We start from the raw sequence: 23,465 nt of genomic DNA on the forward strand, positions 1-23,465 counted from the left end.
AGTGCCGGCCGCTGGCCGGCATGCGCCTACAAGCACGCGGCAGATGCCGGCCAGCGGCCGGCACTACCACACAGAGGTCAATCGCCGAGCAGGGCGGTGTTGCGCACGGCGCCCTTGTCGGCGCTGGTGGCGAGCAGGGCGTAGGCCTTCAACGCGCTGGTGACCTTGCGCGGGCGCGGCGCGCGTGGCTTCCAGCCACGCGCGTCGGCGTCGGTGCGGCGCTGGGCCAGGGTGGCGTCATCCAGCAGCAGATCGATGCGACGGGCCGGGATGTCGATGCGGATGCGGTCGCCGTCTTCGACCAGGCCGATGACCCCGCCGCTGGCCGCTTCCGGCGAGACGTGGCCGATCGACAGGCCCGACGTACCGCCGGAGAAACGACCATCGGTCAGCAGTGCGCACTGCTTGCCCAGCCCCTTCGACTTCAGGTAGCTGGTCGGATACAGCATCTCCTGCATGCCCGGGCCACCCTTCGGGCCTTCGTAGCGGATCACCACCACCTCGCCCGGCTGCACTTCGTCGGCGAGGATGCCGGCGACGGCAGCGTCCTGGCTTTCGTAGACGCGTGCCGGGCCCTCGAACACGTGGATCGACTCATCCACGCCGGCGGTCTTCACCACGCAGCCATCCACGGCCAGGTTGCCGCGCAGCACGGCCAGCCCGCCTTCCAGCGAATAGGCGTGCTGCAGCGAGCGGATGCAGCCCTCGGCGCGGTCCACGTCCAGCGTCGGCCAGCGCGTGGCCTGGCTGAAGGCCTCCTGGGTAGGAATGCCGGCCGGGCCGGCCTTGAAGAAGGTGTGCAGGGTGTCGTTGTCGCTGCGCACCACGTCCCAGCGTTCCAGTGCGTCGGCGAGGCTGGCGCTGTGCACGGTCGGCACGCCGGTATCGAGCAGCCCCGCGCGGTCCAGTTCACCGAGGATGCCGAACACGCCGCCGGCGCGGTGCACGTCTTCGATATGGTACTTCGGCGTGTTCGGTGCCACCTTGCACAGCTGCGGTACGCGACGCGACAAGGCATCGATATGGCTCAGGTCGAAGTCGACCTCCGCTTCCTGCGCAGCGGCCAGCAGGTGCAGGATGGTATTGGTCGATCCGCCCATGGCGATGTCCAGGGTCATCGCATTGGCGAACGCGGCCTGGGTGGCGATGCCGCGCGGCAGCGCGCTCGGGTCTTCGCCGCCATACCAGCGGTGGCAGAGTTCGACGATCAGGCGGCCGGCGCGGCGGAACAGCGCCTCGCGATCGGCGTGGGTGGCCAGCGTGGTGCCGTTGCCGGGCAGCGACAGGCCCAGCGCTTCGGTCAGGCAGTTCATCGAGTTGGCGGTGAACATGCCCGAGCACGAACCACAGGTGGGGCAGGCACTGCGCTCGAAGGCCGCCACCTTCTCGTCGGAGGCGCTGTCATCGGCGGCCACCACCATCGCGTCGACCAGGTCCAGCTTGTGCTCGGACAGCTTGGTCTTGCCCGCTTCCATCGGTCCGCCGGAGACGAACACCACCGGGATGTTCAGGCGCAGTGCGGCCATCAGCATGCCGGGAGTGATCTTGTCGCAGTTGCTGATGCACACCAGCGCGTCGGCGCAGTGCGCGTTGACCATGTACTCCACGGCGTCGGCGATGATCTCGCGGCTGGGCAGCGAATACAGCATGCCGTCATGGCCCATCGCGATGCCGTCGTCCACGGCGATGGTGTTGAATTCCTTGGCGACACCGCCAACCTGCTCGATCTCGCGTGCGACCAGCTGGCCGAGGTCCTTCAGGTGCACGTGGCCGGGCACGAACTGGGTGAAGGAGTTGGCGATGGCGATGATCGGCTTGTGGAAGTCGCCGTCCTTCATGCCGGTGGCACGCCACAGGGCGCGGGCGCCGGCCATGTTGCGGCCGGCGGTGGAGGTGCGGGAGCGGTATTCAGGCATGGCTGGCGGAACGGGCGGGCCGTACAACGTGGGGGTCGCCCGATCATGGACAATTTTTTCGGTTGCTGCTGCAACCACCTTCACCGCTTGCAGCGGCTTGGTGGTCCACGCATTTCCCCTTATCCCCGCGCCTTCGGCGCGCCCCCTTGAACAACAAGGGGGCTTCTCGCCGGAGACTTGGCTGTGCGCGCTGGGCATCGCCGGGCGCCGCCGGGTGTGTGCCAACCCAGGTTGGCACCTGCCAGAGCGGTGCGCCGTCCGGAGTCGGATCCCATCGTGGCGCGATGGCCTCTGACCCCAATGCCCGACGAAAATGAAAGTCCGTTCATCTTTCGGACTTTGCCGATTCCGGTTGCTGGCCAGGATTTGGCATCATTGGGGCATTGATCCGTCGACAGGGCATGAGGCCATGAAACGTTCCCGCACCACCGCGCTGCTGCTGATGAGCGCCGCGCCGCTGCTGTTCACCGCCTGCCAGAAGGAGCCGGAGGTGAAGGTGCAGGAAGGCCTGTATACCTCGGTGGAGGCCTGCACCGAGGCCACCGGCGATCCGTCCTCGTGCCGCAACGCCTTCGCCGAAGCGCAGAAGCAGGCCGCCGATGCGGCGCCGAAGTACGCCAGCAAGGAAGCCTGCGAGAAGGACTACAAGCCGGAACAGTGCGTGCAGCAGCACACGTCGGCGGGTACCTCGTTCATCGGCCCGATGATGATGGGCTTCTTCATGTCGCAGATGCTGAGCAACCGCGGCGGCCTGGCCCCGCAGGCGCCGGCGGCGTCGCCGGCCTACCAGGACAAGAGCGCTGGTTGGGCGCGCCCGGCCCCGGGCGGTAGCGGTGGTCTGAACACCGCCAGTGGCATCGGCGCGGGCAAGGCCGGCCTGGCCCCGGTCACCAGCGAACCGAACCGTGCGGTCACCGCCAGCCGTGGTGGCTTCGGCAACACCAGCGCGCGCCGCAGCACCAGCGGCAGCTACGGCGGCTGATCGACCCATGCAGCGCATCCGGATTGCCGAGCGTGCCCAGTGGCGGGCACGCGCGGAAGAGGCGGGTTTCCGCTTCCACACCATCGATGGCCAGCCGTACTGGGATGAAAGCGCGTACTACGCCTTCACCCTGCGCCAGATCGAACAGGACATCGAAGACCCCAGCGCCGAGCTGCACCAGATGGCGCTGGACCTGGTCGGCGATGTCATCGCCAGCGAGCGATTGATGGACCAGCTGGCGATTCCGTCGCACTACCGCGACTGGATCGCCGACAGCTGGCGCCAGCGCCAGCCGCATCTGTACGGGCGCCTGGACCTGGCCTACGACGGCACCGGTCCGGCCAAGCTGTACGAACTGAACTACGACACGCCGACCTCGCTGTTCGAGGCCAGCTTCTTCCAGTGGCAGTGGCTGGAAGACCAGCGCAACGCCGGTCGCCTGCCGCAGCACGCCGACCAGTTCAACGCGATCCATGAAGCGCTGGTCGAGCGCTTCGGCGAACTGGCCGCGCAGTTGCCGCCGCCGCTGTACTTCAGCGCCGTGGGCAGCTCGGATGAAGACCGCGGCACCGTCGATTATCTGCGTGACTGCGCCTCGCAGGCCGGCCTGCATGGCCAGGCCATCGCCATCGAGGACATCGGCCTGTCCGAAGACGGCCGTTTCACCGCGCTGGATGATTCGGTGATCGGCACGCTGTTCAAGCTGTACCCGCTGGAAGACCTGATGGCCGAGGAATTCGGCCGCGCGCTGCCCGGCTCGGGCGTACAGCTGCTGGAGCCGGCGTGGAAGGCGGTGCTGAGCAACAAGGGCATCCTGCCGTTGCTGTGGCAGCGCAATGTCGGTCATCCGAACCTGCTGGAAGCACACTTCGATGACGGCAGCACGCTGGCCTCGGGCTGGGTACGCAAGCCACTGTTCTCGCGCGAAGGCGCCAACATCGAGATGCACCTGGCCGACGGCAGCACGCAGCGCAGCGACGGTCCCTACGACGGCCCAGCGATCATCCAGCGCGCGCATCCGCTCACCCGTTTCGAAGGCGGTTACCCGCTGATCGGCAGCTGGGTGATCGGTGACCACGCCTGCGGCATCGGCATCCGCGAGGACGACAGCGCGATCACCCGCGACAGTGCGCGCTTCGTGCCGCACGCGATCGTGGACGAGGCGCCGACGCGGATCTACGTCTGATGGCGGTACGGCCCACAGGGCCGTCGTGCCAACCAAGGTTGGCATCTACCAAGGCGACGTGCCGGGTAGTGCCGGCCGCTGGCCGGCACCGTTGTTGGTAGATGCCGACCTTGGTCGGCGCTGTGGGTTCGTGCCAACCAAGGTTGGCACCCACCAGGGCGATGTGACGGTAGTGCCGGCCGCTGGCCGGCACCGTTGTTGGTAGATGCCGACCTTGGTCGGCGCTGTGGGTTCGTGCCAACCAAGGTTGGCACCTACCAGGGCGATGTGCCGGTAGTGCTGGCCGCTGGCCGGCACCGTTGTTGGTAGATGCCGACCTTGGTCGGCGCTGTGGCATTGGTGCCAACCAAGGCTGGCACCCACCAGGGCGATGTGCCGGTAGTGCCGGCCGCTGGCCGGCACCGTTGTTGGTAGAGGCCGACCTTGGTCGGCGCTGTGGCATTGGTGCCAACCAAGGTTGGCACCTACCAGGGCGATGTGCCGGTAGTGCTGGCCGCTGGCCGGCACCGTTGTTGGTAGATGCCGGCCTTGGTCGGCGCTGTGGCATTGGTGCCAACCAAGGTTGGCACCCACCAGGGCGATGTGCCGGTAGTGCCGGCCGCTGGCCGGCAGCCGCTGTGGGCATCAGAGCAACCCTTCGCGCTTCACCGCCAGGTAGCGCTCCACCAGCGCAGCGGGCAGCGCGTCGGCGGTCACGTCCAGCACCATCACCTTCTCGCTGCGCAGCGCTTCGTGTGCCTTCGCGCGCTGCTGCAGGTACAACGCAGCGGCGCCGGCCTGGGCGGCGTCCTCCAGCGTCTGCACCTCGTCCTCCAGCGCAGCGTCCAGCTCGCGCTCGCGCAGGCTGGCCACGCACACCAGGTGGCGTTGCTGCAGCAGGCGAACGGCTGCCAGCAGGTCCTCGATGTCCTCGTCGCGCACGTTGCTGACCAGCATCACCAGGGCGCGCCGGCGCTGGCGCAGTGATACCTCGGTGGCGGCAGCCAGATAGTCGGTGGCCACCGCGCGCGGCTGCAGGTCGTAGCTGGCGCGCAGCAGGTGCTCGACCGTGCCCATCCCGCGCTGCGGCGCCACCCAGCGGCGCTCGCCACCAGCGGCGAACAGGCCGGCGGCATCGCCCTGGCGCAGGGCCAGGTAGGCCACCACCAGCGAGGCGTTCAATGCATGGTCGAAGTGCGAGAGCCCGCCTTCGCTGGCCAGCATGCGCCGGCCACTGTCGAGCATCAGCAACAGCTGTTGGTTCTTTTCGTCCTGGTATTCGCGCGAGATCAACTTGCGCGCACGCGCGGTAGCCTTCCAGTCGAGCTGGCGCAGGCTGTCACCGACGCGGTACTCGCGCATCTGGTGGAAATCGGTGCCTTCACCGCGGCGGCGTTTGACGTGCGCACCGACCAGCCGCGAGGCCTGGTCGGCACTGAACAACGCAAACCGGGTGAGCGGCACGAAGTTCGGATAGACGCGCACGTCCAATGCCGGTGGCACGGTGCGCTGCTGCCACCACAGCCGCCACGGCGAGCGCATGCGCAGGTGCACGCCTTCGAAGCGGAAGAGCCCGCGCTGCAGCGGTTGCAGGTGGTAGTGCAGGGTGGAGGCGCTGCCGGCCTGCAGCTGCACACGCTGTGGCAGCGATTCCAGCGGCCAGCCACCGGGCACCAGGTCGAACACCTGCACCGTCATCGATGCGTCCGCCTGCAACCGCAGTGCGGCGTCGCGACGTACGCCCAGCGCCAGCGCCTCGGGCAGCTCGCGCTGCACCTGCGGCGAAGGTCGTCGCGCCTGCCGCCACAGGTCCCACAGCGCCGGCAGGGCGATGGCCAGTGCGGCCAGCGCCCAGCCCCCGCGCGGCAGCAGGCCGCCCAGCACCAGGCCGCCCAGCACGGCCCAGGCCAGCAGCAGCACCAGCAGCAGCGGGGACGGCCTCATCGGCGCGGTGCTTCCACCTTGGCCAGCAGGGCACCCAGCACATCGTCGGCGTCCTGGCCTTCGATCTGCAGTTCCGGGGCCAGCGCGATGCGGTGTCGCAGCGCCGGGCGAGCAATGTCGCGCACATCATCCGGAGTGACGAAATCACGACCGGCCAGCACCGCCTGCGCGCGAGACGCACGTACCAGTGCGATGCTGCCGCGCGGCCCGGCACCGACGGCGATCCCCGGCCACTGCCGGGTGGCCGCCACGATCCGCACCGCATAATCGATCACTTCATCATCGACGGTGATCGCGGCAGTGGCGCGCTGCAGTTCCAGCAACTCGCCGGCACCAAGTACGCGCGGCACCTGGCTCAGGTCGAAATCGCTGGCGGCGCGGCCGCTGGTGATCGCAGTCACCATGCGCTTCTCGTCTTCCAGCTGCGGGTAGTCGATCAGCACCTTCAACAGGAAGCGGTCCAGCTGTGCTTCCGGCAGCGGATAGGTCCCTTCCTGCTCCAGCGGGTTCTGCGTGGCCAACGCCATGAACGGCGGCGCCAGGGTGAACGCCTTGCCTTCGATGGTCACCTGGCCTTCCTGCATCACTTCCAGCAGCGCCGACTGGGTCTTGGCCGGTGCGCGGTTGATCTCATCGGCCAGCAGCAGGTTGGTGAACACCGGGCCGCGGCGGATCTTGAAGCTCTCGCTCTTCGGGTCGTACACCGCGTGGCCGCTGACGTCGCTGGGCATCAGGTCGGGGGTGAACTGCACGCGGCCGTAATCCAGTTCCAGGGCCTGTGCCAGCGCACGCACCAGCAGGGTCTTGCCCAGCCCGGGGACGCCCTCGATCAGCACATGGCCACCGGCAAGCAGCGCCACCAGGATCTGGTCCAGCACATCGGCCTGGCCGATGAAGGCATGGCCAACGGCATCGCGGATGGCATCGACGCGTTCGATCAGGCGGGCGTTGGCGGCCGCCGGCAGCTCGGGCACTTCGGTCATAGCAGGGATCTCATCTGGAGCAGCAAGCGGATGCGCTCGCGCAGGGCGGAGGAATCGTGCGGCGGTGGGGGTGTGAGCGCGCTGGCGACGCGGCCCTGCGGCCACTTCAGCAGCTCGGCGATGGCCTGCTCGCGCGGTGCGCCGTCGAGTGCGGCGGCGACCGGCGCGCGCAGGCGCAGGCGGTGCAGGAACAGGGCGAGCACGGCGTCGTACAGGCGCGCGCCGTGGCCGAAGCGCAGCAGCAGTTCGCCGCTGGCACGCACATGCTCCAGCAGCGAGCGGCGTTCCAGCAGCGGCGACGGCTGCAGGCTGCCGAAGCGCTGCGAGCGGCCCCACAGCCAACCCAGCAGGGCCAGCAGCAGCGGCACCCACAGCGGCCAGCCATGGTAGAACAGGCGTGCCCACAGCGACGGCGGGCGTCCGGCGTAGACCAGCCAGACCGCACCCTTGCCGTAGTTCGGATCGAGCAGATAGCGGGTCAGGTCACGGTGGGCCGGATCGTGCAGGCCATCGCTGGGCGTGCCCGCGGCGGCGCCCAGCCGTGCGGCGGGTGTGTCGACCTCGCCACGCATGAACTCCATGTCGGCCAGTATGCTCACCTTGCCCTGGCCATGGCGCAGGCGCGCGAACACCAGGTCGCGGTCACTGCCCCAGCGACGTTCGGCTTGCGTGCGCGCAGCAAACCCCAGCGTGAAGCGGCGCCCCCCGCAGAACTCGCTGTGACCGCTGTCGTCGTCGATATGGAATGGCTGGCAGTCGCTGCGCTGGAACAGGCTGTCCACGCCCAGCTGGTCGAGCAAGGGTCCCTGCGTGCTGCCGGCATCGTCCTCCGCCGGTGGCGGTGTGCGCACCAGCAGGTGCCCGCCGCGGTCGACCCAAGCCAGCAGCGGTTTCACGCTCGGTGCCGGCAGCTCGCTGCTGTCCTGCAGCAACACCACCGTGTCGCGCGGCCCCAGCGCCATCTGCTGCAGGTCCAGCCGTGGCCGTGAATGCACCTCGATGCCGTCGGCGCGCAGCGCCTGGCCCAACACGTACAGCGGGTTGTAGCTGGCCTCACCCTGCGGCGGCAGGGTGAGCGTCTCGGTCACCCGTTCGTGGGTGCGCAGGTAGAGGATCGTCAGTGGCACGCCGATCAGCACCAGCAGGCCCAGCAGCAACGACCAGAACAGGCGCGGGCTCATGCCTGCCACCCGTACTGCTGGCGCAGCATGTCGGCCAGCGTGTCGAAGTCGCTGCGGCTGGGCAGGCGCCCACCATAGGCGGCGTACTGCCACATGCGCACGATGCGCGCGAACAGGTCACGGTCGGCCGCCTCCGGCATGCGCCGCGAGGCACGCAGGCACTGCGCCTCGGTGGCGCCGGGAGGCAGTGCGATGCCGCTGCGCTCGCCCACGGTGCGCACGCTGGCGCGGTAGAGCAGGGCCAGCGCCTGCCGTGGCCGGCCCTGGTCCCACAGCAGGCCGGCCTGGGTGGCCACGTCCGGTGGCAGCACCGCGGGCAGTTCCACCGCCTCTTCAATCACCGGGGCCGCAGCGCCGGCCTTGCGCCGGCCGCTGCCACGCAACCAGGGCAGCCACACCCGCGCGGTCAGCAGCAGCACCAGCAGCAGGATGCCCAGGAGGCCCCACAGGCCCCATTCGGCCAGCCGCGCCAGCCAGGCAATGCCGTCCTTGCGTGCCTTGCGCTCGCCCTTGTTGCCGCTGTCGCCTTGCAGCTGCTTGTCTTCCTTCTTCGCCTCCTCGGCCTGCTCGATCGGCTTCCAGTGCGTGACCTGGCGGGTCGGGTGCTGCAGCGGGTCTTCATAGGCGCGGTTCACCGCCTGGCGGAACCCGGCGGTGTCCACTGGCGTGCTGCCGAAGATGGTGGCCGGGGTGTTGGCGGGGTCGTTTGCGGCGGTGGCCGGTTCCTCCGCGCTGTCTTCGTCCTCGCCGGCAGTGTCGGCGTCGTCGGTGATCGACGGCGCGTCCTGCGCGTGCACCGGTGCGCAGGCCAGTGGCAGGGCCAGGCACAGCAGCAGGGCCAGTGTCGACGCCGCCGGCAGCAGTCGATCACGCAGGCGGCGCAGGGCGATTTCCACATCCCAGGCTTCCATCTGCGTGCGCCGGTTCAAGTACAGGCCAAAGCCGGCACCGACGAAGAACGGCCCGACCAGCACCGAGGCCAGCCAGCACGCCAGGTTGAAGCCAAGCCGTGCCCACGCCGGCGTGTCCCGGCCGATCATGTCCCAGGCCGCACGCCACGATTCGGACATCAGGTCCAGTGGCATGAACATGAACACCGCACCGATCGCGCCGGACACCAGCACCGCTTCGAATGCCAGGCAGGTCACCGTCAGCACCGTCGCTGCACCTGCGGCGCCGGCCGCGACCGCGCGACGGCGCGGGCCGCGCTGGCCCGGTGCGTTGCCTTCCAGCAGGTTCACCGGCAGGCACAGGCTGCGCAGCACGCTGAAGCGGCGCCAGCCCAGGTAGCCCCAGAAGCCGGTACCGCCCCAGTGGCGCTGCGCGCGCAGCGCCGCCAGCGTGCCCACCGGCTCACCAAAGATGCCGCGTGACAGCACGTACAACGGCGCGCGTTCGAACAGCGGCTTGCACCACCACATCGCCAGCCAGGCCCAGCCGAACGCATCCAGCCACCAGCCCAGCGCGTTGAAGACCACGAACAGCGGCGCGCTGGCCAGCAGCCAGCTGCCCCACACCGCACGCGCGTGACGGCGGGCGAGGGCGCTGCCCAGCTCCATGGCTTCCCAGCTGCTGCGTGCGCGCAGCACCACGTCCAGGTGGTCAATGCGCATCGCCGGCTCCGCGTCCGCCACGCCACAGCCACAGCAGTACGCCAGCCCACAGCACGCCGGCCACGCTGAACTTGCCCCATGCCGGCACTTCGGCGATCGATGACCAGAACGCTTCGATGAAGGCGGCGACCAGCAGCATGAAGGCTACGCCGAGGCACAACCGTGCACCGATGCGGCCGCCGTCAACCAGCGCATCCAGCCGGCTGCGCCGGCCCGGTGCCAGCAGCTTCATGCCCAGCTGCAGTCCGGCGCCACCGGCAATAACGATGGCGGTCAGCTCGAACGCGCCATGCCCGGCCACGAAGCGCCAGAACGGGCCGCCGTAGCCGATGTGCTGCAGGTGGCCCGCCACCGCACCGATGGTGACGCCATTGAAGGACAGCACCAGCAGCGTGCCCAGCCCGGCCAGCAGGCCACTGGCGAAGGTGCGCAGGGCGATGCTGATGTTGTTCATGACGTAGTGGCCGAACATCATCCAGTCGGTACCGCTGTCGCGGCCCAGGCGCTCGGCGGCGGGGTCGTACATGCGCTCCATCGCGGCGATCTGGCGGTTGTCCATCAGCATGTGGATCAGGTCCGGATAGACCTGGGCCAGCACGAAGCAGGCCAGTGCCGGCAGCGCGAACATCGCCAGCGCCACCCACATGCTGCGCGCCTGGCTGCGGACCAGCAGCGGGAAGTCGGCCACCAGGAATTCCAGCGCGGCGCGCCAGCGCGTTGGACGCGTGCGGTACAGCACGCTGTGGCCCTGCTGCATCAGCTGCTGCAGGCGCTGCACCAGCTGTGGGCTGTAGCCGCGCTCGCGGGCCAGCGCCAGCTGCTGGCACAGGCGCCGGTAACGCTGCGGGAAGGCAGTGTCATCCAGTGCCAGGCCGCTGGCCTTGCGGCGGGCGCGGCGCGAGGCACCGGCACGCAGCAGCAGCCACTGCTCCAGGTCCTGCCATTCCTGCTGGTAGCGGGCGACGAACTGTTCCTGCTTCATCGCCGCCCCAGCAGCCAATTGGCCATGGCATACAGGCGCAGCACGCCGATCTGGCCCTGCGCACCGGTCAGCGGCTCGGCGATTCCGGCCAGTTCCTGCTGGCGCGCCGCCGACAGCCGCGGCGCGCGTTCGGCGAAGGCCATCAACGCCGCCTGTTCATCCGGGCGCAGCGGCTGCGGCGGGGCCAGCACGCTGTCGATGGTCGGCGGCGGCGGCAGGTACAGCGCCGGCGCATGCACCACCACCGTGCCGGCGACCAGGTCGCCGAGGCGGCGGCCATGGGGGTCGAACAGGCTGCTGACGAGGCCCAGTGCATAGCCGAACGGCAGCATGTCCACGGTACGCAGCAGGTTGCGGGTGATCGATGCCATCCAGCCGACCGGCGCGCCATCGCGCGACAGCACGCGCAGCCCCAGCGCGCGCTTGCCGAGGGTGCGGCCCCACAGCGCCTCGCAGACGATCGGGTAGGCCCAGTAGACCAGGAACATCAGCACCAGGTAGAGGCCGGAACCGAACGTGTCCAGCAGCGCCAGCGGAATCGACATCAGCACCAGCACGGCGACGCGCACGCCAAGATCGACCAGCCAGGCCATCGCCCGCGGCAGCGGGCCGGCCGCCGGCAACTGCAGCAGCACGCCCTCCGGCGTCACCACCTCGCGGTAGGTGTCGAGCATCGGTGCGGCCATCAGCGCGATGGCCTTCGATGTGGGCGCCGGAGTCCTCTCCGGCAGGCAGCCACAGGCATGGGGGTCTCGACAGATCCTGGTCGGGCCCAGACTTTAGCAGAGCCGCATGGCGGCGTTGGCCGCTCAGCCCAGGTATTCGTCCTTCAGCCGCACGTAGTGGTCGGCCGAGTAGTGCAGCGACTCGATCTCCTTGTCGCTCAGCGTGCGCGCCGGCCGCGCCGGGTTGCCGACCCACAGTTCGCCCTCGCCGACCACCTTGCCCGGGCCGATCACGGCACCGGCACCGACGAAGCCGTGGCGCTCCACCCGGGCCCCGTCGAGGATGCAGGCGCCCATGCCGATCAGGCTGTAATCACCGATCGTGCAGGCATGGATGATGCAGCCATGGCCGACGGTGACGCCCTCGCCGATCAGCGTCGGGTAGCCGGCCTTGTTGTACGGGCTGTGGTGGCTGACGTGGATGATGGTGCCGTCCTGCACGTTGGTGCGTGCACCGATACGCACGTAGTTGACGTCGCCACGGATGACCGTGCCCGGCCAGATCGACACGTCGTCGGCCAGTTCCACGTCACCGATGACGGTGCAGGCCGGATCGATGTACACGCGCTCGCCGAGGACGGGCATCTTGTCGCGGAAGGGGCGCAGCGGGTTCATCGGTGTCTCCGGAAAGCAGGGCATTCGCGACGATGATACGCGGCAGAGGCACCGGTAGTGCCGGCCGCTGGCCGGCAACCTCATGCGCGCACCTGGATTTCCGTGGTTGCCGGCCAGCGGCCGGCACTACCCGTTTGCTAGGGTTCGTAGCTGTAACCCATCCCGTACACCGATCGGATCGGTTCGCCTTCCATGCCGGCATCGGCCAGCTTGCGGCGCAGGTTGCGCACATGGCTGTCGACGGTGCGGTCGACCACCACGCGGTGGTCCAGATAGAGGCGGTCAAGCAGTTCATCGCGGGCCCAGATCCGGCCGGGCGTGGCCAGCAGGGTGCGCAGCAGGCGGTACTCCACCGGGGTCAGGTCCAGGCCCTTGCCGTTCCAGGTGGCACGCGCGGCCGGTTCGTCGATGTGGAGGCCGCTGTTGGTGCGCGCGGCCGGGTCCGGCCTGTAGCGGCGCAGCACCGCCACCACTCGCGCCACCACTTCGCGCGGACTGAACGGCTTGCAGATGTAGTCGTCGGCGCCGATCTCCAGTCCCAGCAGGCGGTCGATCTCCTCCACCCGCGCGGTGACCATGATCACCGGCACGTTGCTGCTGGCGCGCAGCTCGCGGCACAGATCCACGCCATCGCGCTGCGGCAGCATCAGGTCCAGCAGCACCAGATCGGGCTGGTAGCGCGCGAAGGCCTCGATCACCTGGCCGCCATCATCCACCCATTCGCTGACCATGCCCGCCGCGGCCAGGTAGTCGCGCAGCACGGCGGCCAGGCGCGGTTCGTCCTCAACGATCAGGATCTTCGCCGGTGCGGCGGGCGATGTGCTGGCGGGGGAGGTGCTCATGCAGGCTCCGGCAGGGTGATGACCACGCGCAGCCCACCCAGCGGCGAGGGCTCGGCGTGGATCTGGCCATGGTGGGCAAGAACGATGTTGTGGCTGATGGCCAGGCCCAGTCCGCTGCCACCGCTGGCACGATTACGCGAGCTTTCCACCCGGTAGAAGCGCTCGAACAGCAGCGCACATTTTTCCGCCGGCACGCCCGGTGCGGTGTCTTCCACGATCAGCTGCACGCCGGCAGGCACCCGTGCGGCCTGCACGAGTACGCGGCCGCCGGCATGGGTGTAACGCAGCGCGTTCTCCAGCAGGTTGGCCAGCACCTGCTGCAGGCGCCGCTCGTCACCGGCTACCTGCAGCGGTGTGGAGGGCAGCGTTGCTTCCAGTGCCAGCCCCGCCGCGGAGAAGCGCACGCGCATGCCATTGAGCTCGCTGCGCAGCAGGGCCACCAGGTCCAGCGGGGCGAAACGGTAGGCCAGGCCGCCGGACTGGGTCATCGACAGGTCGTGCAGGTCGTCGATCAGCTTGCCCAGCTGGCGGATCTCGCCCTGCAGGGCACCAAGATTGGCGCGGTCCAGCGGGCGGATGCCGTCCTCGATCGCCTCCAGTTCGGCACGCACCACCGCCAACGGCGTGCGGAGTTCGTGCGAGATGTCGGCGATGAAGGCACGGCGGTTGCGCTCGGTATCGTCCAGCGCCTGCGCCATCCGGTTGAAGTCGTTGACCAGTGCATCCAGCTCGTCATCGCTGGTGCGCTCGATGCGGGTGGCGTAGTCGCCGGCGGCGAGCCGGTGGGTGGCCGCCGCGAGCTTGGCCAGGCGCTGGCGCAGCGCGCGTGACACCAGCCAGGCCAGCAGCACCGTCACCAGCAGCAGCGAGATGCCGATCACCCACCAGGCGCGCATCTGGGTGTTGTAGAAGTTCAGGTCGTTGGTGGCGATGACGGTCTGGAACGGCACCATGCCCAGCCAGCCCACCGTGTGCCCGTCCACCTGCACCGCGTGCGGCTCGTCATCGCTGGTCGCGTCGGGATTGCCTGCCACGTAGCGGTGCTGTGCATCGAACAGGCCCAGCCGCGACGGAACGCCGGTCTGGTCGGACAGCGGTGGCACCGGCCCTTCATGCCCATGCGCCAGGTCCGGGCGCAGCATCCGCGCCCAGCGATCGCTGTCACCGCGCAGGTGGTCCCAGCCGCCGTGCTCGCGGAATTCGCGCTGCAGGTGCGGCATCAGGCGCTGCATGCGCAGGTCGCCCTGATCGTTGAGGTAGTCCAGGAAGCCGGTCTGGAACGCCACGCGACTGGCAATGCCGTTCACTGCCAGCACCAGCAGGCAGGCAGTGAAGATCGCGAGGAAAGTCTTCGCGGTCAGGCCGAATTTGAGTCGAATCTTCGCCATCGCGGGGGCCATTAGCGGCGCATGCGGCGCCGAAAGCAAGCGCCAGCTGAGCCGGTCGCACAATCTCCATATTCTCTGCACAGTTCCACGGCAGCGTGCCCGGGTCAACGCAAGGCCCCCACGCCCCCATGTCACTCCCGCGCCCGCTGTCCCGTTCTTCCCATCCCCTGCTGCTGCCGCTGCTGCTGGCCCTGGCAGCCTGTTCCGCCGGCAGGACCGAAGCGCCGGCCGCGCCTGAAGTGGGCATCATCACCGCCAGCGCGCAGCCGCTGGCGCTGCAGCAGACCCTGCCCGGCCGCGCAGTGCCGTTCGAAGTGTCCGAGGTGCGGCCGCAGATCGGTGGACTGATCCGCCAGCGGCTGTTCACCGAAGGCCAGCAGGTCAAGGCCGGCCAGCTGCTGTACCAGGTCGACCCGGCGCCGTACCAGGCGGCCTTCGACACCGCGCGGGGCCAGCTGGCCCAGGCCGAGGCCAGCGTGCTGTCGGCGCAACCGAAGGCCGAGCGCACCCGCGCGCTGGTGAGCATGGACGCGGCCAGCAAGCAGGATGCCGATGATGCGACCTCGGCATTGAAGCAGGCGCAGGCCAATGTGATCGCTGCGCGCGCTGCGCTGCAGGCCGCCCGCATCAACCTTGACTACACGCGGGTGACCGCACCGATCGACGGCCGTATCGGCACCTCCAGCGTCACTGCCGGCGCGTTGGTCGCCGCCGGCCAGGACGCCGCGCTGACCACCATCCAGCGGCTGGACCCGGTGTACCTGGATGTCACCCAGTCCAGCACGCAGATGCTGGCGCTGCGCAAGCAGCTCGATGCCGGCCTGGTGAAGGCCATTGATGGCAAGGCACAGGTGCAGGTCGTGCTGGAGGATGGCAGCACCTATGCCCATGAAGGCACGCTGGAATTCGTCGGCAGCGCGGTCGATCCGGGTACCGGCAACGTGGTGCTGCGCGCGGTCATTCCGAACCCGGATGGCCTGCTGCTGCCGGGCATGTACCTGAAGGCGGTGCTGCCGATGGCCACCGATGCGCGCGCGCTGCTGGTGCCGCAGAAGGCGGTGGTGCGCAATGAGCGCGGCGAGCCGCTGCTGCGCCTGCTCGACGCCAAGGACCACGTCATCGAGCGTCGGGTCAGCACCGGCCAGGTGGTGGGCAACCAGTGGCAGATCACGCAGGGCCTGAAGGCCGGCGAGCGGGTGATCGTCAGCAACGGCAGCGCGGTAGCGCTGGGCCAGCAGGTGAAGGCGGTGGCGGCCACCCCTGCGCAGCTGGCAGCAATGCCGGCGATCGACCCGAACGGCAACACCGACGAAAAGTCGCACTGAGGTTGCCGCGCATGGTTCGTTTCTTCATCGACCGGCCGATCTTTGCCTGGGTGATCGCCATCGCGGTCAGCCTGCTCGGCCTGCTTGCGATCCTGATCCTGCCGGTGGACCGCTACCCGCAGATCGCCCCGCCCACCATCACCATCCGCGCCACCTACACCGGCGCTTCGTCGCAGACCGTGGAAAACGCGGTCACCCAGGTCATCGAGCAGTCCCAGCAGAGCCTGGACCACCTGATGTACATGACCTCCACCAGTGCTTCCGATGGCTCGGCGCAGGTCAACCTGGTGTTCGCCACCGGCACCAATCCGGATACGGCGCAGGTACAGGTTCAGAACCAGCTGCAGGCCGCGATGGCCACGCTGCCGCAGGCAGTGCAGCAGAACGGCCTGACCATCACCAAGTCCAGTGGTTCGATCTTCGAGGTGCTGTCGTTCACCAGCGAAGACGGCAGCATGGACAACTTCGATGTCGCCAACTTCATGGAAGCGCGCATCGATGACCAGATCAGCCGCGTCAGTGGTGTTGGCAACATCCAGCCGATCGGCCAGGAATACGCCATGCGTATCTGGCTGGACCCGGAAAAGATGCGCCAGTACGCACTGATGCCGTCGGATGTCGAGACCGCACTGCAGGCGCAGAACACCGACGTGTCGGCCGGTGAGCTGGGGGGCCAGCCGGCACTGAAGGGCCAGCAGCTGGACGCGACCGTGACCGCGCGCAGCCGCCTGCACACCCCCGAGCAGTTCGCGCAGGTGGTGCTCAAGGCCGATGCCAACGGCAGCGTCGTGCACCTGGGCGACGTGGCAACGATCGGCCTGGGACCGGAGAGCTACGACAGCATCAGTACCTTCAACGGCAAGCCGTCAGCCTCGCTGGGCATCGAGCTCAATGCCGGTGCCAATGCCATCGCCGTCTCCAAGGCCATCGATGCACGGCTGCAGCAGCTGCAGAAGTACTGGCCGCATGGCTACACCGCCCACGTGGCCTTCACCACCACCCCGTTCGTGACCATCTCGCTGAAGGAAGTGGTGATCACCCTGATCGAGGCGATCGTCCTGGTGGTGCTGGTGATGTACCTGTTCCTGCAGAACTGGCGGGCCACGTTGATCCCGACCATCGCGGTGCCGGTAGTGCTGCTGGGTACGTTCGGTGTGCTGGCCGCGTTCGGCTATTCGATCAATACGCTGACCATGTTCGCGCTGGTGCTGGCCATCGGCCTGCTGGTGGACGATGCCATCGTGGTGGTGGAGAACGTGGAGCGGGTGATGACCTTCGAAGGGCTGGCCCCGAAGCCGGCCACGCTGAAGGCCATGGGCCAGATCACCGGCGCGCTGGTCGGCATCGTGCTGGTGTTGACTGCAGTGTTCCTGCCGATGGCGTTCTTCAGCGGTGTCACCGGCGTGATCTATCGGCAGTTCTCGGTGACGATTGCTGCGGCGATGATCCTGTCGGTGCTGGTGGCGATGACCATTACGCCGGCCCTGTGCGGCAGCATCCTGCACCAGATTCCCAAGGGCGGGCATCCGCACGGCGACCACGGCGGCGAACCGAGCCTGCTGGGCAAGTTCTTCATCTGGTTCAACCACCGCTTCGAGCGCACCTCCAACGGCCTGCGTCGCCGTGTGGATGGTTTCCTTGGCCGGCGCACGCTGGGCGTGGTGTTCTACCTGGTGCTGAGCGTGGTCACCGGCTTGCTGCTGTGGCACCTGCCGGGTGCGTTCCTGCCCGATGAAGACCAGGGCATGCTCAATGCGTTGGTGAAGCTGCCGGCCGGGTCCACCCTGGAGCAGACCCGTGCAGTGATGGATCGCCTCAGTGCCGCCGCAGTGAAGGACGACAGCGTGCTCTCGATCCAGGCCACCGCTGGTTTCAGTGTCACCGGCAGCGGCCAGAACGTCGGCCAAGCCTTCATCCGCCTGAAAGACTGGGACAACCGCAAGGACGATGCCGATACCATCGCCGCGCGCTTGACCGCGGCCATGGCCAGCGTGCCCGATGCACAGGTGTTCATCACCTCGCCGCCGGCCATCCTCGGCCTCGGCGATGCCGGCGGTTTCACCCTGGAACTGCAGGACGAGGGCGGTGCCGGCCATGCCGCCGCCGTGGCCGCACGCAACACGCTGCTGAAGGAGGCTGCCAGGGATCCGAAGCTGGTCAATGTGCGCTACGCCAGCCTGGAGGACGCGCCGGTGTACGCGGTGAAGGTGGACGATGCCAAGGCACAGGCCATGGGCGTGAATCCGCAGGACGTCAATGACACCTTGAATGCGGCGCTGGGCGGCGATTTCGTCAACAACTTCATCTACAAGGGTCGCATCAAGAAGGTGTTCATCCAGGGCACGGCCGAAGCGCGCATGCAGCCGCAGGACATCGAGCGCTGGAGCGTGCGCAACCAGGCAGGGCAGATGGTGCCGCTGTCGTCGCTGATCAGCACGCACTGGAGCAGCGCACCGGCTGCGCTGCAGCGCTACAACGGTTTGTCGGCGATGGAAATCACCGGCCAGCCAGCGCCGGGTGTCAGCTCCGGCGAGGCGATGGCCGAGATCGCGCGCCTGGCCGACACCTTGCCGGAAGGCTTCAGCCATGCGTGGTCGGACATGGCCTATCAGGAACAGCTGTCGGGCAACCAGGCGCCGATGCTGTACGCCATCTCGCTGCTGTTCGTGTTCCTGTGCCTGGCCGCGCTGTATGAAAGCTGGGCGGTACCGTTCGCGGTGATGCTGGCGGTACCGGTGGGCGTGTTCGGTGCGGTACTGATGATGAACCTGCGCGGCCTCAACAACGACGTGTACTTCCAGGTCGGCCTGCTGACCACGATTGGGTTGGCGGCGAAGAACGGCATCCTGATCGTCGAGTTCGCGCGTATCCTCGAGCAACAGGGCAAGAGTACCCGCGAGGCGATCCTGCAGGCGGTCTACCTGCGGCTGCGGCCGATCGTGATGACCTCGCTGGCGTTCCTGATGGGTGTGCTGCCGCTGGTGTTCGCCACCGGTGCCGGCTCGGCCGCGCGCCGTTCGCTGGGTACCGGCGTGGCCGGCGGCACGGTCGCCTCGATGGTGCTGGGCATGTTCTTCGTGCCGTTGTTCTACCTGCTGGTGCGCCGCCTGTTCCCGGGCCGCGCGCCGGCCGAAGCCACTGCCCCGGAGGCAAGCCCATGAAGCCGATGCTGCTGCGCGCCCTGGCGGCCGCCACCATGACCACCGTGCTGGGAGGCTGCGTGAGCATGGCGCCGCGCTACCAGCGCCCCGAGGCGCCGGTGCCGGCGCAGTTCGGCAATGCTGCAACAGGCGAGGCCGATGCGGCGTTGGCGATGCCGGCCTGGCGCGAGGTGTTCGTGGAGCCGCGCCTGCAGCAGGCGATCGCGCTGGCGCTGCAGAACAACCGCGACCTGCGCGTGGCGGTGCTGCAGGTGGAAAAGGAACGGGCGCAGTACCGTATCCAGCGTGCGGCATGGTTGCCGTCGGTGGATGCCAGTGGCAGCGTCACCCGCTCGCGCGTGAGCGATGCCAACAGTGAGACCGGGGCCACCCAGTTAACCGAAGCCGATACCGTGCAGGTCGGTATCAGCAGCTGGGAGCTGGACCTGTTCGGGCGCATCCGCAGCCTGAACAACGAGGCGCTGCAGAACTGGCTGGCCAGTGCCGAGAACCAGCGTGCAGCGCGTACCAGCCTGGTGGCCGAAGTGGCGACGGCCTGGCTGGCACTGGCCGCCGATGGGCAGTCGCTGGCATTCACGCAACAGACCCTGGACAGCCAGCAGCAGACCCTGCAGCGCACCGAGGCCCGCCATGCGCAGGGCCTGGCCTCGGGGCTGGACCTGTCGCAGGTGCAGACCAGCGTGGAAGCTGCGCGCGGCGCGCTGGCCAGGCTGCAGACCCAGCAGGCGCAGGATCGTGATGCGCTGCAGTTGCTGGTAGGGGCACCGCTGGATGCCGCGTTGCTGCCCAGCGCGCACGTATTGGATGGCAGCGTGGCACTGGCACCGTTGCCGGCCAATCTGCCGTCGAGCGTGCTGCTGCAGCGCCCGGACGTGCTTTCCGCCGAACACGCGCTGCAGGCGGCCAATGCCGATATCGGAGCAGCGCGCGCTGCGTTCTTCCCGACGCTGACCCTGACCGCCAACTACGGCCACAGCTCCAGCGCATTGTCGACGCTGTTCTCGGCCGGCACCCGCGGCTGGTCGTTCGCACCCAGCATCACCGCACCGATTTTCCACGCCGGTGCATTGAAGGCGTCGCTGGATGCCTCGAAGATCGGCAAGGACATCGGCATCGCGCAGTACGAGAAGGCGATCCAGCAGGCCTTCAGTGAAGTGGCCGATGCGCTGGCCGTGCGCGATCACCTGGCCACGCAGATGGACGCGCAGCGGGCGCTGGTGGCCGCCAGCCAGCGCAGCTTCACGCTGGCCGATGCGCGCTACCGCACCGGGCTGGACGGCTACCTGCAGGCGCTGGATGCGCAGCGCAGCCTGTATGCCGCGCAGCAGGACCTGATCGCCCTGCAGCAGCAGGAGGCAGGCAACCGGGTGACGTTGTTCAAGGTGCTGGGCGGGGGCGCCGACGCGCGATAACGCGCTAGCGCGGGTGTGTGCGTCTTCCGCTCCGGTGGGTGCCGACCTTGGTCGGCACAAGTGCCTTCATCCACGCGTGGCGTGGATCTACCGGGGCGGGAGGCCTTGGTAGGTGCCGACCTTGGTCGGCACAAAGGCATGCAGCATCGTGACCGGATGATTCGTGCCGACCGAGGTCGGCACCCACCAGGGCAGAGTCATGTGCCGACCAAGGTCGGCACCCACCAGAAGCGGACGGTGCTGCCTACGCTACGCGGCCGCGGCGGGCGCGCTCCAGGTGCACCAGCAGCAGCGAGATCGCCGCCGGGGTCATGCCCGGGATGCGCTGCGCCTGGCCGATGGTCTGCGGGCGCACGCGCTCCAGCTTCTGCAGCGCTTCGGCCGACAGCCCGCGCACCGTGGCGTAATCGAAGGCTTCGGCAATCGGCGTGGCTTCATGCCGCTGCTGGCGCTCGATCTCCTCGCGCTGGCGGTCCAGGTAGCCGGCGTACTTCACGCCGATCTCCACCTGCTCGGCCACCTTGCCGTCGGCCACGGCCGGGCCCAGCGACGGCACCTGCATCAGCTGCGCGTAGTCCAGCTCCGGGCGCTTGATCAGGTCCAGCACGTTGGTTTCGCGGCTGACCGCCACGCCAAGCGTGTCCTGCACTTCGCGGCCCAGCGCATTGGCCGGGGTCGCCCACAGTGCGCCCAGGCGTGCGCGCTCGGCGGCAACCGCGGCCTGCTTGGTCTCGAACGCGTTCCAGCGGCGGTCGTCGACCAGCCCCATCTCGCGGCCGGCCGGCGTCAGGCGCTGGTCGGCGTTGTCCTCGCGCAGCTGCAGGCGGTACTCGGCGCGGCTGGTGAACATGCGGTACGGCTCGTTGGTGCCGTGGGTGATCAGGTCATCCACCAGCACGCCCAGGTAGGCCTCGTCGCGGCGCGGGCACCAGCCGTCCAGCCCGCGCACCTGGCGTGCGGCGTTGAGGCCGGCCAGCAGTCCCTGTGCAGCGGCTTCTTCATAGCCGGTGGTGCCGTTGATCTGGCCGGCGAAGAACAGCCCGTTCACCAGCTTGGTTTCCAGCGAGGCCTTCAGGCCGCGCGGATCGAAGAAGTCGTACTCGATCGCGTAGCCGGGGCGGGTGATGTGCGCGTTGCTGAAGCCGCGGATGCTGCGCACCATCTCCAGCTGCACGTCGAACGGCAGCGAGGTGGAGATACCGTTGGGGTAGATCTCGACGATGCCCAGGCCCTCGGGTTCGACGAAGATCTGGTGGCTGGCCTTTTCGGCAAAGCGCACCACCTTGTCCTCGATGGAGGGGCAGTAGCGCGGGCCGATGCCTTCGATCTGGCCGCTGTACAGCGGCGAGCGGTGCAGCGCGTCGCGGATGATCTGGTGGGTCTGTTCGGTGGTGTGGGTGATCCAGCAGCTGACCTGCTGCGGATGCTCGTCCACCGAGCCGAGGAAGGACATCACCGGGCGCGGCGTGTCGCCGGGCTGCTCGTCCATCACGCTGTAGTCCAGCGAGCGGCCGTCGATGCGCGGCGGCGTGCCGGTCTTCAGGCGGTCCACCTGGAACGGGCGCTCGCGCAGGCGCGCCGCCAGCGTGGTGGCCGGCGGGTCGCCCATGCGGCCGGCGGCGTACTGGGTCGGGCCGACATGGATCTTGCCGGCCAGGAAGGTGCCGGCGGTCAGCACCACGGCCTCGGCGTCGAAGCGCAGCCCGGTCTGGGTGATGACCCCGCGCACGGCGTCGCCTTCGATGACCAGGTCATCGACGGCGGCCTGGAACACGGTCAGGTTGGCCTGGCCTTCGACGATGGCGCGGATCGCCATGCGGTACAGGTTGCGGTCGGCCTGGCAGCGGGTGGCGCGCACGGCCGGGCCCTTGGAGGCGTTGAGCGTGCGCCACTGGATGCCGGCCCGGTCGGCGGCATGCGCCATCGCGCCGCCCAAGGCGTCAATCTCCTTGACCAGGTGGCCCTTGCCGATGCCGCCGATGGCCGGGTTGCAGCTCATCGCCCCCACCGTTTCGATGTTGTGGGTCAGCAGCAGGGTGCGCACGCCGGTACGGGCTGCGGCCAGCGCGGCTTCGGTGCCGGCGTGGCCACCGCCGATGACGATGACGTCGTAACGATGGAAGGACGGGTTCATGGGGGGCTGTTCAGCTGGGGGCGGGCGCGGCCGGGGCGGCGCCGGGGTGGCGATTTTAGCGCCATTCGGGGCCGCGGCGCCGGCGCCGGCCGGCCGGCGTCGAAATCAGCCCTAAAGTTGGCAGGATTTTTGCAGATAACCCAATAGCACCCACCGTGGCTGGCGCCGCAGGCGCCGGTGACCGGAATTGGAACAGGGGCCGGTACAGGCGCACGGTGGGGAAGCAGGGGGCCGGCAGTCGGGGGACTGTCCGGCCCTGTTTTTTTGCGGCTGCCGGGAAAGCTCCATCCACGCATGGCGTGGATCTACGGATGCCTCCCCTCCACAAAACAGACGGCCCCGCATTGCGGGGCCGTCTGCCTTCAGAGGTGCCGACATCCGACAGGGCCGGAACAGGGGGGATCCAGATGTTCCTGTCGGATATCGACGTAGAGCTTTTTGCGGCGGCCCGTGTCGTTTTTGTCACATTGTGACGCGGGCCGTCACTGCCCGCGTAGAGTGCGGCTTGGACCGTGTGAAATGCAAGATGGTTCAGCGCTCAAGTGTGCGCTGCGTCGCACGATCCATGTTGCGCCAAGGGGAGCCGTTCATCCTCGGCGCGCTCGGCGCTGGGGCTGGCCGGGCCTGCGGCGCGGGCGCGGACGGCTGCACGCTGGACTGCGGCGGGCGACGCATCGAGTCCATGTTCCGCCACGGCGAGCCACCGTTGTACGACGGACGCGATGGCGGCGGCGGGCGGTTCTCGCCACCGTTGCCAGGCGGGCGCGACGGCGGCCGATGGTTGTGCGGCGGCCGGTAGATCGGGCGCGAGTAGTACGGATTGCCATAGCCGCCGTAATAGCCGCCGTAGCCGCCGTAGTACGGGTAACCATAGTTGTAGGGATAGCCGGCCGGGTAGCGGTACTCCACCGACGGCGCACCGTGGTAGTAACCGCCGCCCCGGCCACCGCCGACATAGTCGTAGGTGGCGCAGCCGGTCAGGGCCAGCATCAGGCCACCGGCAAGCATCAAGCGCATTTTCATGGTGGGTCCCCCCAGAGGACGGGTGTGCAGTCAGCTTCGTGCGCGGGCATTGAATCGGCCCTTAATTCCGCTGG

Annotated in this window: 17 protein-coding genes; 5 read left to right on the forward strand and 12 right to left on the reverse strand. The window is 68.6% G+C overall.

Features of this window, described 5'->3' with window-relative positions; all coding sequences use genetic code 11:
• Positions 1 to 77: 77 nt before the first annotated feature.
• Entirely contained in the window at positions 78 to 1,916 is a 1,839-nt protein-coding gene (gene ilvD, locus N5C18_RS06575) for a dihydroxy-acid dehydratase (RefSeq protein ID WP_279944095.1), read from the reverse strand.
• Between the two features lie 409 nt (positions 1,917 to 2,325).
• On the opposite strand from ilvD, the gene N5C18_RS06580 reads away from it, so the two are divergent.
• Together N5C18_RS06580 and N5C18_RS06585 are read left to right on the forward strand one after the other, a co-directional pair.
• Entirely contained in the window at positions 2,326 to 2,898 is a 573-nt protein-coding gene (locus tag N5C18_RS06580) for a DUF1190 domain-containing protein (protein WP_014038869.1), read from the forward strand.
• A gap of 7 nt (positions 2,899 to 2,905) precedes the next feature.
• Complete coding sequence (locus N5C18_RS06585; RefSeq protein ID WP_279944096.1) at positions 2,906 to 4,084, forward strand: glutathionylspermidine synthase family protein; 1,179 nt, start codon at positions 2,906 to 2,908, stop codon at positions 4,082 to 4,084.
• 624 nt (positions 4,085 to 4,708) lie between these two features.
• Here the strand turns inward: N5C18_RS06585 and N5C18_RS06590 are convergent.
• From N5C18_RS06590 to baeS, 9 genes are all read right to left on the reverse strand, one after another.
• Complete coding sequence (locus N5C18_RS06590; protein ID WP_053451094.1) at positions 4,709 to 6,007, reverse strand: DUF58 domain-containing protein; 1,299 nt, start codon at positions 6,005 to 6,007, stop codon at positions 4,709 to 4,711.
• Positions 6,004 to 6,990, reverse strand: a complete 987-nt coding sequence (locus tag N5C18_RS06595) for a MoxR family ATPase (protein WP_005411535.1) — start codon at positions 6,988 to 6,990, stop codon at positions 6,004 to 6,006. Before N5C18_RS06595 ends, N5C18_RS06590 begins: the two co-directional genes overlap by 4 nt.
• Positions 6,987 to 8,171 carry a DUF4350 domain-containing protein gene (locus N5C18_RS06600; RefSeq protein WP_279944097.1) on the reverse strand — a complete coding sequence of 395 codons (1,185 nt, stop codon included), beginning with the start codon at positions 8,169 to 8,171 and terminating at the stop codon, positions 6,987 to 6,989. Before N5C18_RS06600 ends, N5C18_RS06595 begins: the two co-directional genes overlap by 4 nt.
• On the reverse strand, positions 8,168 to 9,784 hold the full coding sequence (locus tag N5C18_RS06605; RefSeq protein ID WP_279944098.1) for a DUF4129 domain-containing protein: 1,617 nt from the start codon (positions 9,782 to 9,784) through the stop codon (positions 8,168 to 8,170). The genes N5C18_RS06600 and N5C18_RS06605 overlap by 4 nt, the downstream gene beginning before the upstream one ends.
• Positions 9,774 to 10,766: a stage II sporulation protein M gene (locus N5C18_RS06610; RefSeq protein WP_053451092.1), complete on the reverse strand. Its 993-nt coding sequence runs from the start codon at positions 10,764 to 10,766 to the stop codon at positions 9,774 to 9,776. The genes N5C18_RS06605 and N5C18_RS06610 overlap by 11 nt, the downstream gene beginning before the upstream one ends.
• Positions 10,763 to 11,452: an RDD family protein gene (locus N5C18_RS06615; RefSeq protein WP_006475444.1), complete on the reverse strand. Its 690-nt coding sequence runs from the start codon at positions 11,450 to 11,452 to the stop codon at positions 10,763 to 10,765. The genes N5C18_RS06610 and N5C18_RS06615 overlap by 4 nt, the downstream gene beginning before the upstream one ends.
• Positions 11,453 to 11,575: 123 nt before the next feature.
• A complete protein-coding gene (locus tag N5C18_RS06620; protein ID WP_006475442.1) occupies positions 11,576 to 12,106 on the reverse strand; it encodes a gamma carbonic anhydrase family protein in 531 nt (176 codons plus the stop codon).
• A 137-nt stretch (positions 12,107 to 12,243) separates the two neighbouring features.
• Positions 12,244 to 12,948: a response regulator gene (locus N5C18_RS06625; RefSeq protein ID WP_008266010.1), complete on the reverse strand. Its 705-nt coding sequence runs from the start codon at positions 12,946 to 12,948 to the stop codon at positions 12,244 to 12,246.
• Positions 12,945 to 14,348, reverse strand: coding sequence for a sensor histidine kinase efflux regulator BaeS (gene baeS / locus N5C18_RS06630; RefSeq protein ID WP_164086465.1), 1,404 nt, complete (start codon positions 14,346 to 14,348; stop codon positions 12,945 to 12,947). The genes N5C18_RS06625 and baeS overlap by 4 nt, the downstream gene beginning before the upstream one ends.
• 116 nt (positions 14,349 to 14,464) lie before the next feature.
• On the opposite strand from baeS, the gene smeA reads away from it, so the two are divergent.
• From smeA to smeC, 3 genes are read left to right on the forward strand one after another with little or no spacing between them, the layout of a single operon-like run.
• Positions 14,465 to 15,661 (forward strand): multidrug efflux RND transporter periplasmic adaptor subunit SmeA, encoded by a 1,197-nt coding sequence (gene smeA / locus N5C18_RS06635; protein WP_279944099.1) that lies wholly within the window; start codon positions 14,465 to 14,467, stop codon positions 15,659 to 15,661.
• 11 nt (positions 15,662 to 15,672) lie between these two features.
• A complete protein-coding gene (gene smeB, locus N5C18_RS06640; protein ID WP_279944100.1) occupies positions 15,673 to 18,822 on the forward strand; it encodes a multidrug efflux RND transporter permease subunit SmeB in 3,150 nt (1,049 codons plus the stop codon).
• Positions 18,819 to 20,234, forward strand: coding sequence for a multidrug efflux transporter outer membrane subunit SmeC (gene smeC / locus N5C18_RS06645; protein ID WP_279944101.1), 1,416 nt, complete (start codon positions 18,819 to 18,821; stop codon positions 20,232 to 20,234). Before smeB ends, smeC begins: the two co-directional genes overlap by 4 nt.
• Positions 20,235 to 20,478: 244 nt before the next feature.
• On the opposite strand, the gene mnmG is transcribed toward smeC, so the two are convergent.
• Together mnmG and N5C18_RS06655 are read right to left on the reverse strand one after the other, a co-directional pair.
• Positions 20,479 to 22,368, reverse strand: coding sequence for a tRNA uridine-5-carboxymethylaminomethyl(34) synthesis enzyme MnmG (gene mnmG / locus N5C18_RS06650; RefSeq protein WP_053451085.1), 1,890 nt, complete (start codon positions 22,366 to 22,368; stop codon positions 20,479 to 20,481).
• A 531-nt stretch (positions 22,369 to 22,899) separates the two neighbouring features.
• Positions 22,900 to 23,391, reverse strand: a complete 492-nt coding sequence (locus N5C18_RS06655; RefSeq protein WP_164242975.1) for a hypothetical protein — start codon at positions 23,389 to 23,391, stop codon at positions 22,900 to 22,902.
• Between the last annotated feature and the right edge of the window lie 74 nt (positions 23,392 to 23,465).

This window comes from Stenotrophomonas sp. GD03930, assembly GCF_029839665.1.
GTDB lineage: Bacteria > Pseudomonadota > Gammaproteobacteria > Xanthomonadales > Xanthomonadaceae > Stenotrophomonas > Stenotrophomonas forensis.

Excerpts from the sequence above, each read along its gene's own strand:
- ilvD (WP_279944095.1), bottom strand. The coding sequence starts at position 1,916 with ATGCCTGAATACCGCTCCCGCACCTCCACCGCCGGCCGCAACATGGCC.
- N5C18_RS06580 (WP_014038869.1), top strand. The coding sequence starts at position 2,326 with ATGAAACGTTCCCGCACCACCGCGCTGCTGCTGATGAGCGCCGCGCCG.
- N5C18_RS06620 (WP_006475442.1), bottom strand. The coding sequence starts at position 12,106 with ATGAACCCGCTGCGCCCCTTCCGCGACAAGATGCCCGTCCTCGGCGAG.
- N5C18_RS06615 (WP_006475444.1), bottom strand. The coding sequence starts at position 11,452 with ATGGCCGCACCGATGCTCGACACCTACCGCGAGGTGGTGACGCCGGAG.
- N5C18_RS06625 (WP_008266010.1), bottom strand. The coding sequence starts at position 12,948 with ATGAGCACCTCCCCCGCCAGCACATCGCCCGCCGCACCGGCGAAGATC.
- N5C18_RS06585 (WP_279944096.1), top strand. The coding sequence starts at position 2,906 with ATGCAGCGCATCCGGATTGCCGAGCGTGCCCAGTGGCGGGCACGCGCG.
- N5C18_RS06605 (WP_279944098.1), bottom strand. The coding sequence starts at position 9,784 with ATGCGCATTGACCACCTGGACGTGGTGCTGCGCGCACGCAGCAGCTGG.
- N5C18_RS06590 (WP_053451094.1), bottom strand. The coding sequence starts at position 6,007 with ATGAGGCCGTCCCCGCTGCTGCTGGTGCTGCTGCTGGCCTGGGCCGTG.
- smeB (WP_279944100.1), top strand. The coding sequence starts at position 15,673 with ATGGTTCGTTTCTTCATCGACCGGCCGATCTTTGCCTGGGTGATCGCC.
- baeS (WP_164086465.1), bottom strand. The coding sequence starts at position 14,348 with ATGGCCCCCGCGATGGCGAAGATTCGACTCAAATTCGGCCTGACCGCG.
- N5C18_RS06595 (WP_005411535.1), bottom strand. The coding sequence starts at position 6,990 with ATGACCGAAGTGCCCGAGCTGCCGGCGGCCGCCAACGCCCGCCTGATC.
- mnmG (WP_053451085.1), bottom strand. The coding sequence starts at position 22,368 with ATGAACCCGTCCTTCCATCGTTACGACGTCATCGTCATCGGCGGTGGC.
- smeC (WP_279944101.1), top strand. The coding sequence starts at position 18,819 with ATGAAGCCGATGCTGCTGCGCGCCCTGGCGGCCGCCACCATGACCACC.
- N5C18_RS06610 (WP_053451092.1), bottom strand. The coding sequence starts at position 10,766 with ATGAAGCAGGAACAGTTCGTCGCCCGCTACCAGCAGGAATGGCAGGAC.
- smeA (WP_279944099.1), top strand. The coding sequence starts at position 14,465 with ATGTCACTCCCGCGCCCGCTGTCCCGTTCTTCCCATCCCCTGCTGCTG.
- N5C18_RS06655 (WP_164242975.1), bottom strand. The coding sequence starts at position 23,391 with ATGAAAATGCGCTTGATGCTTGCCGGTGGCCTGATGCTGGCCCTGACC.
- N5C18_RS06600 (WP_279944097.1), bottom strand. The coding sequence starts at position 8,171 with ATGAGCCCGCGCCTGTTCTGGTCGTTGCTGCTGGGCCTGCTGGTGCTG.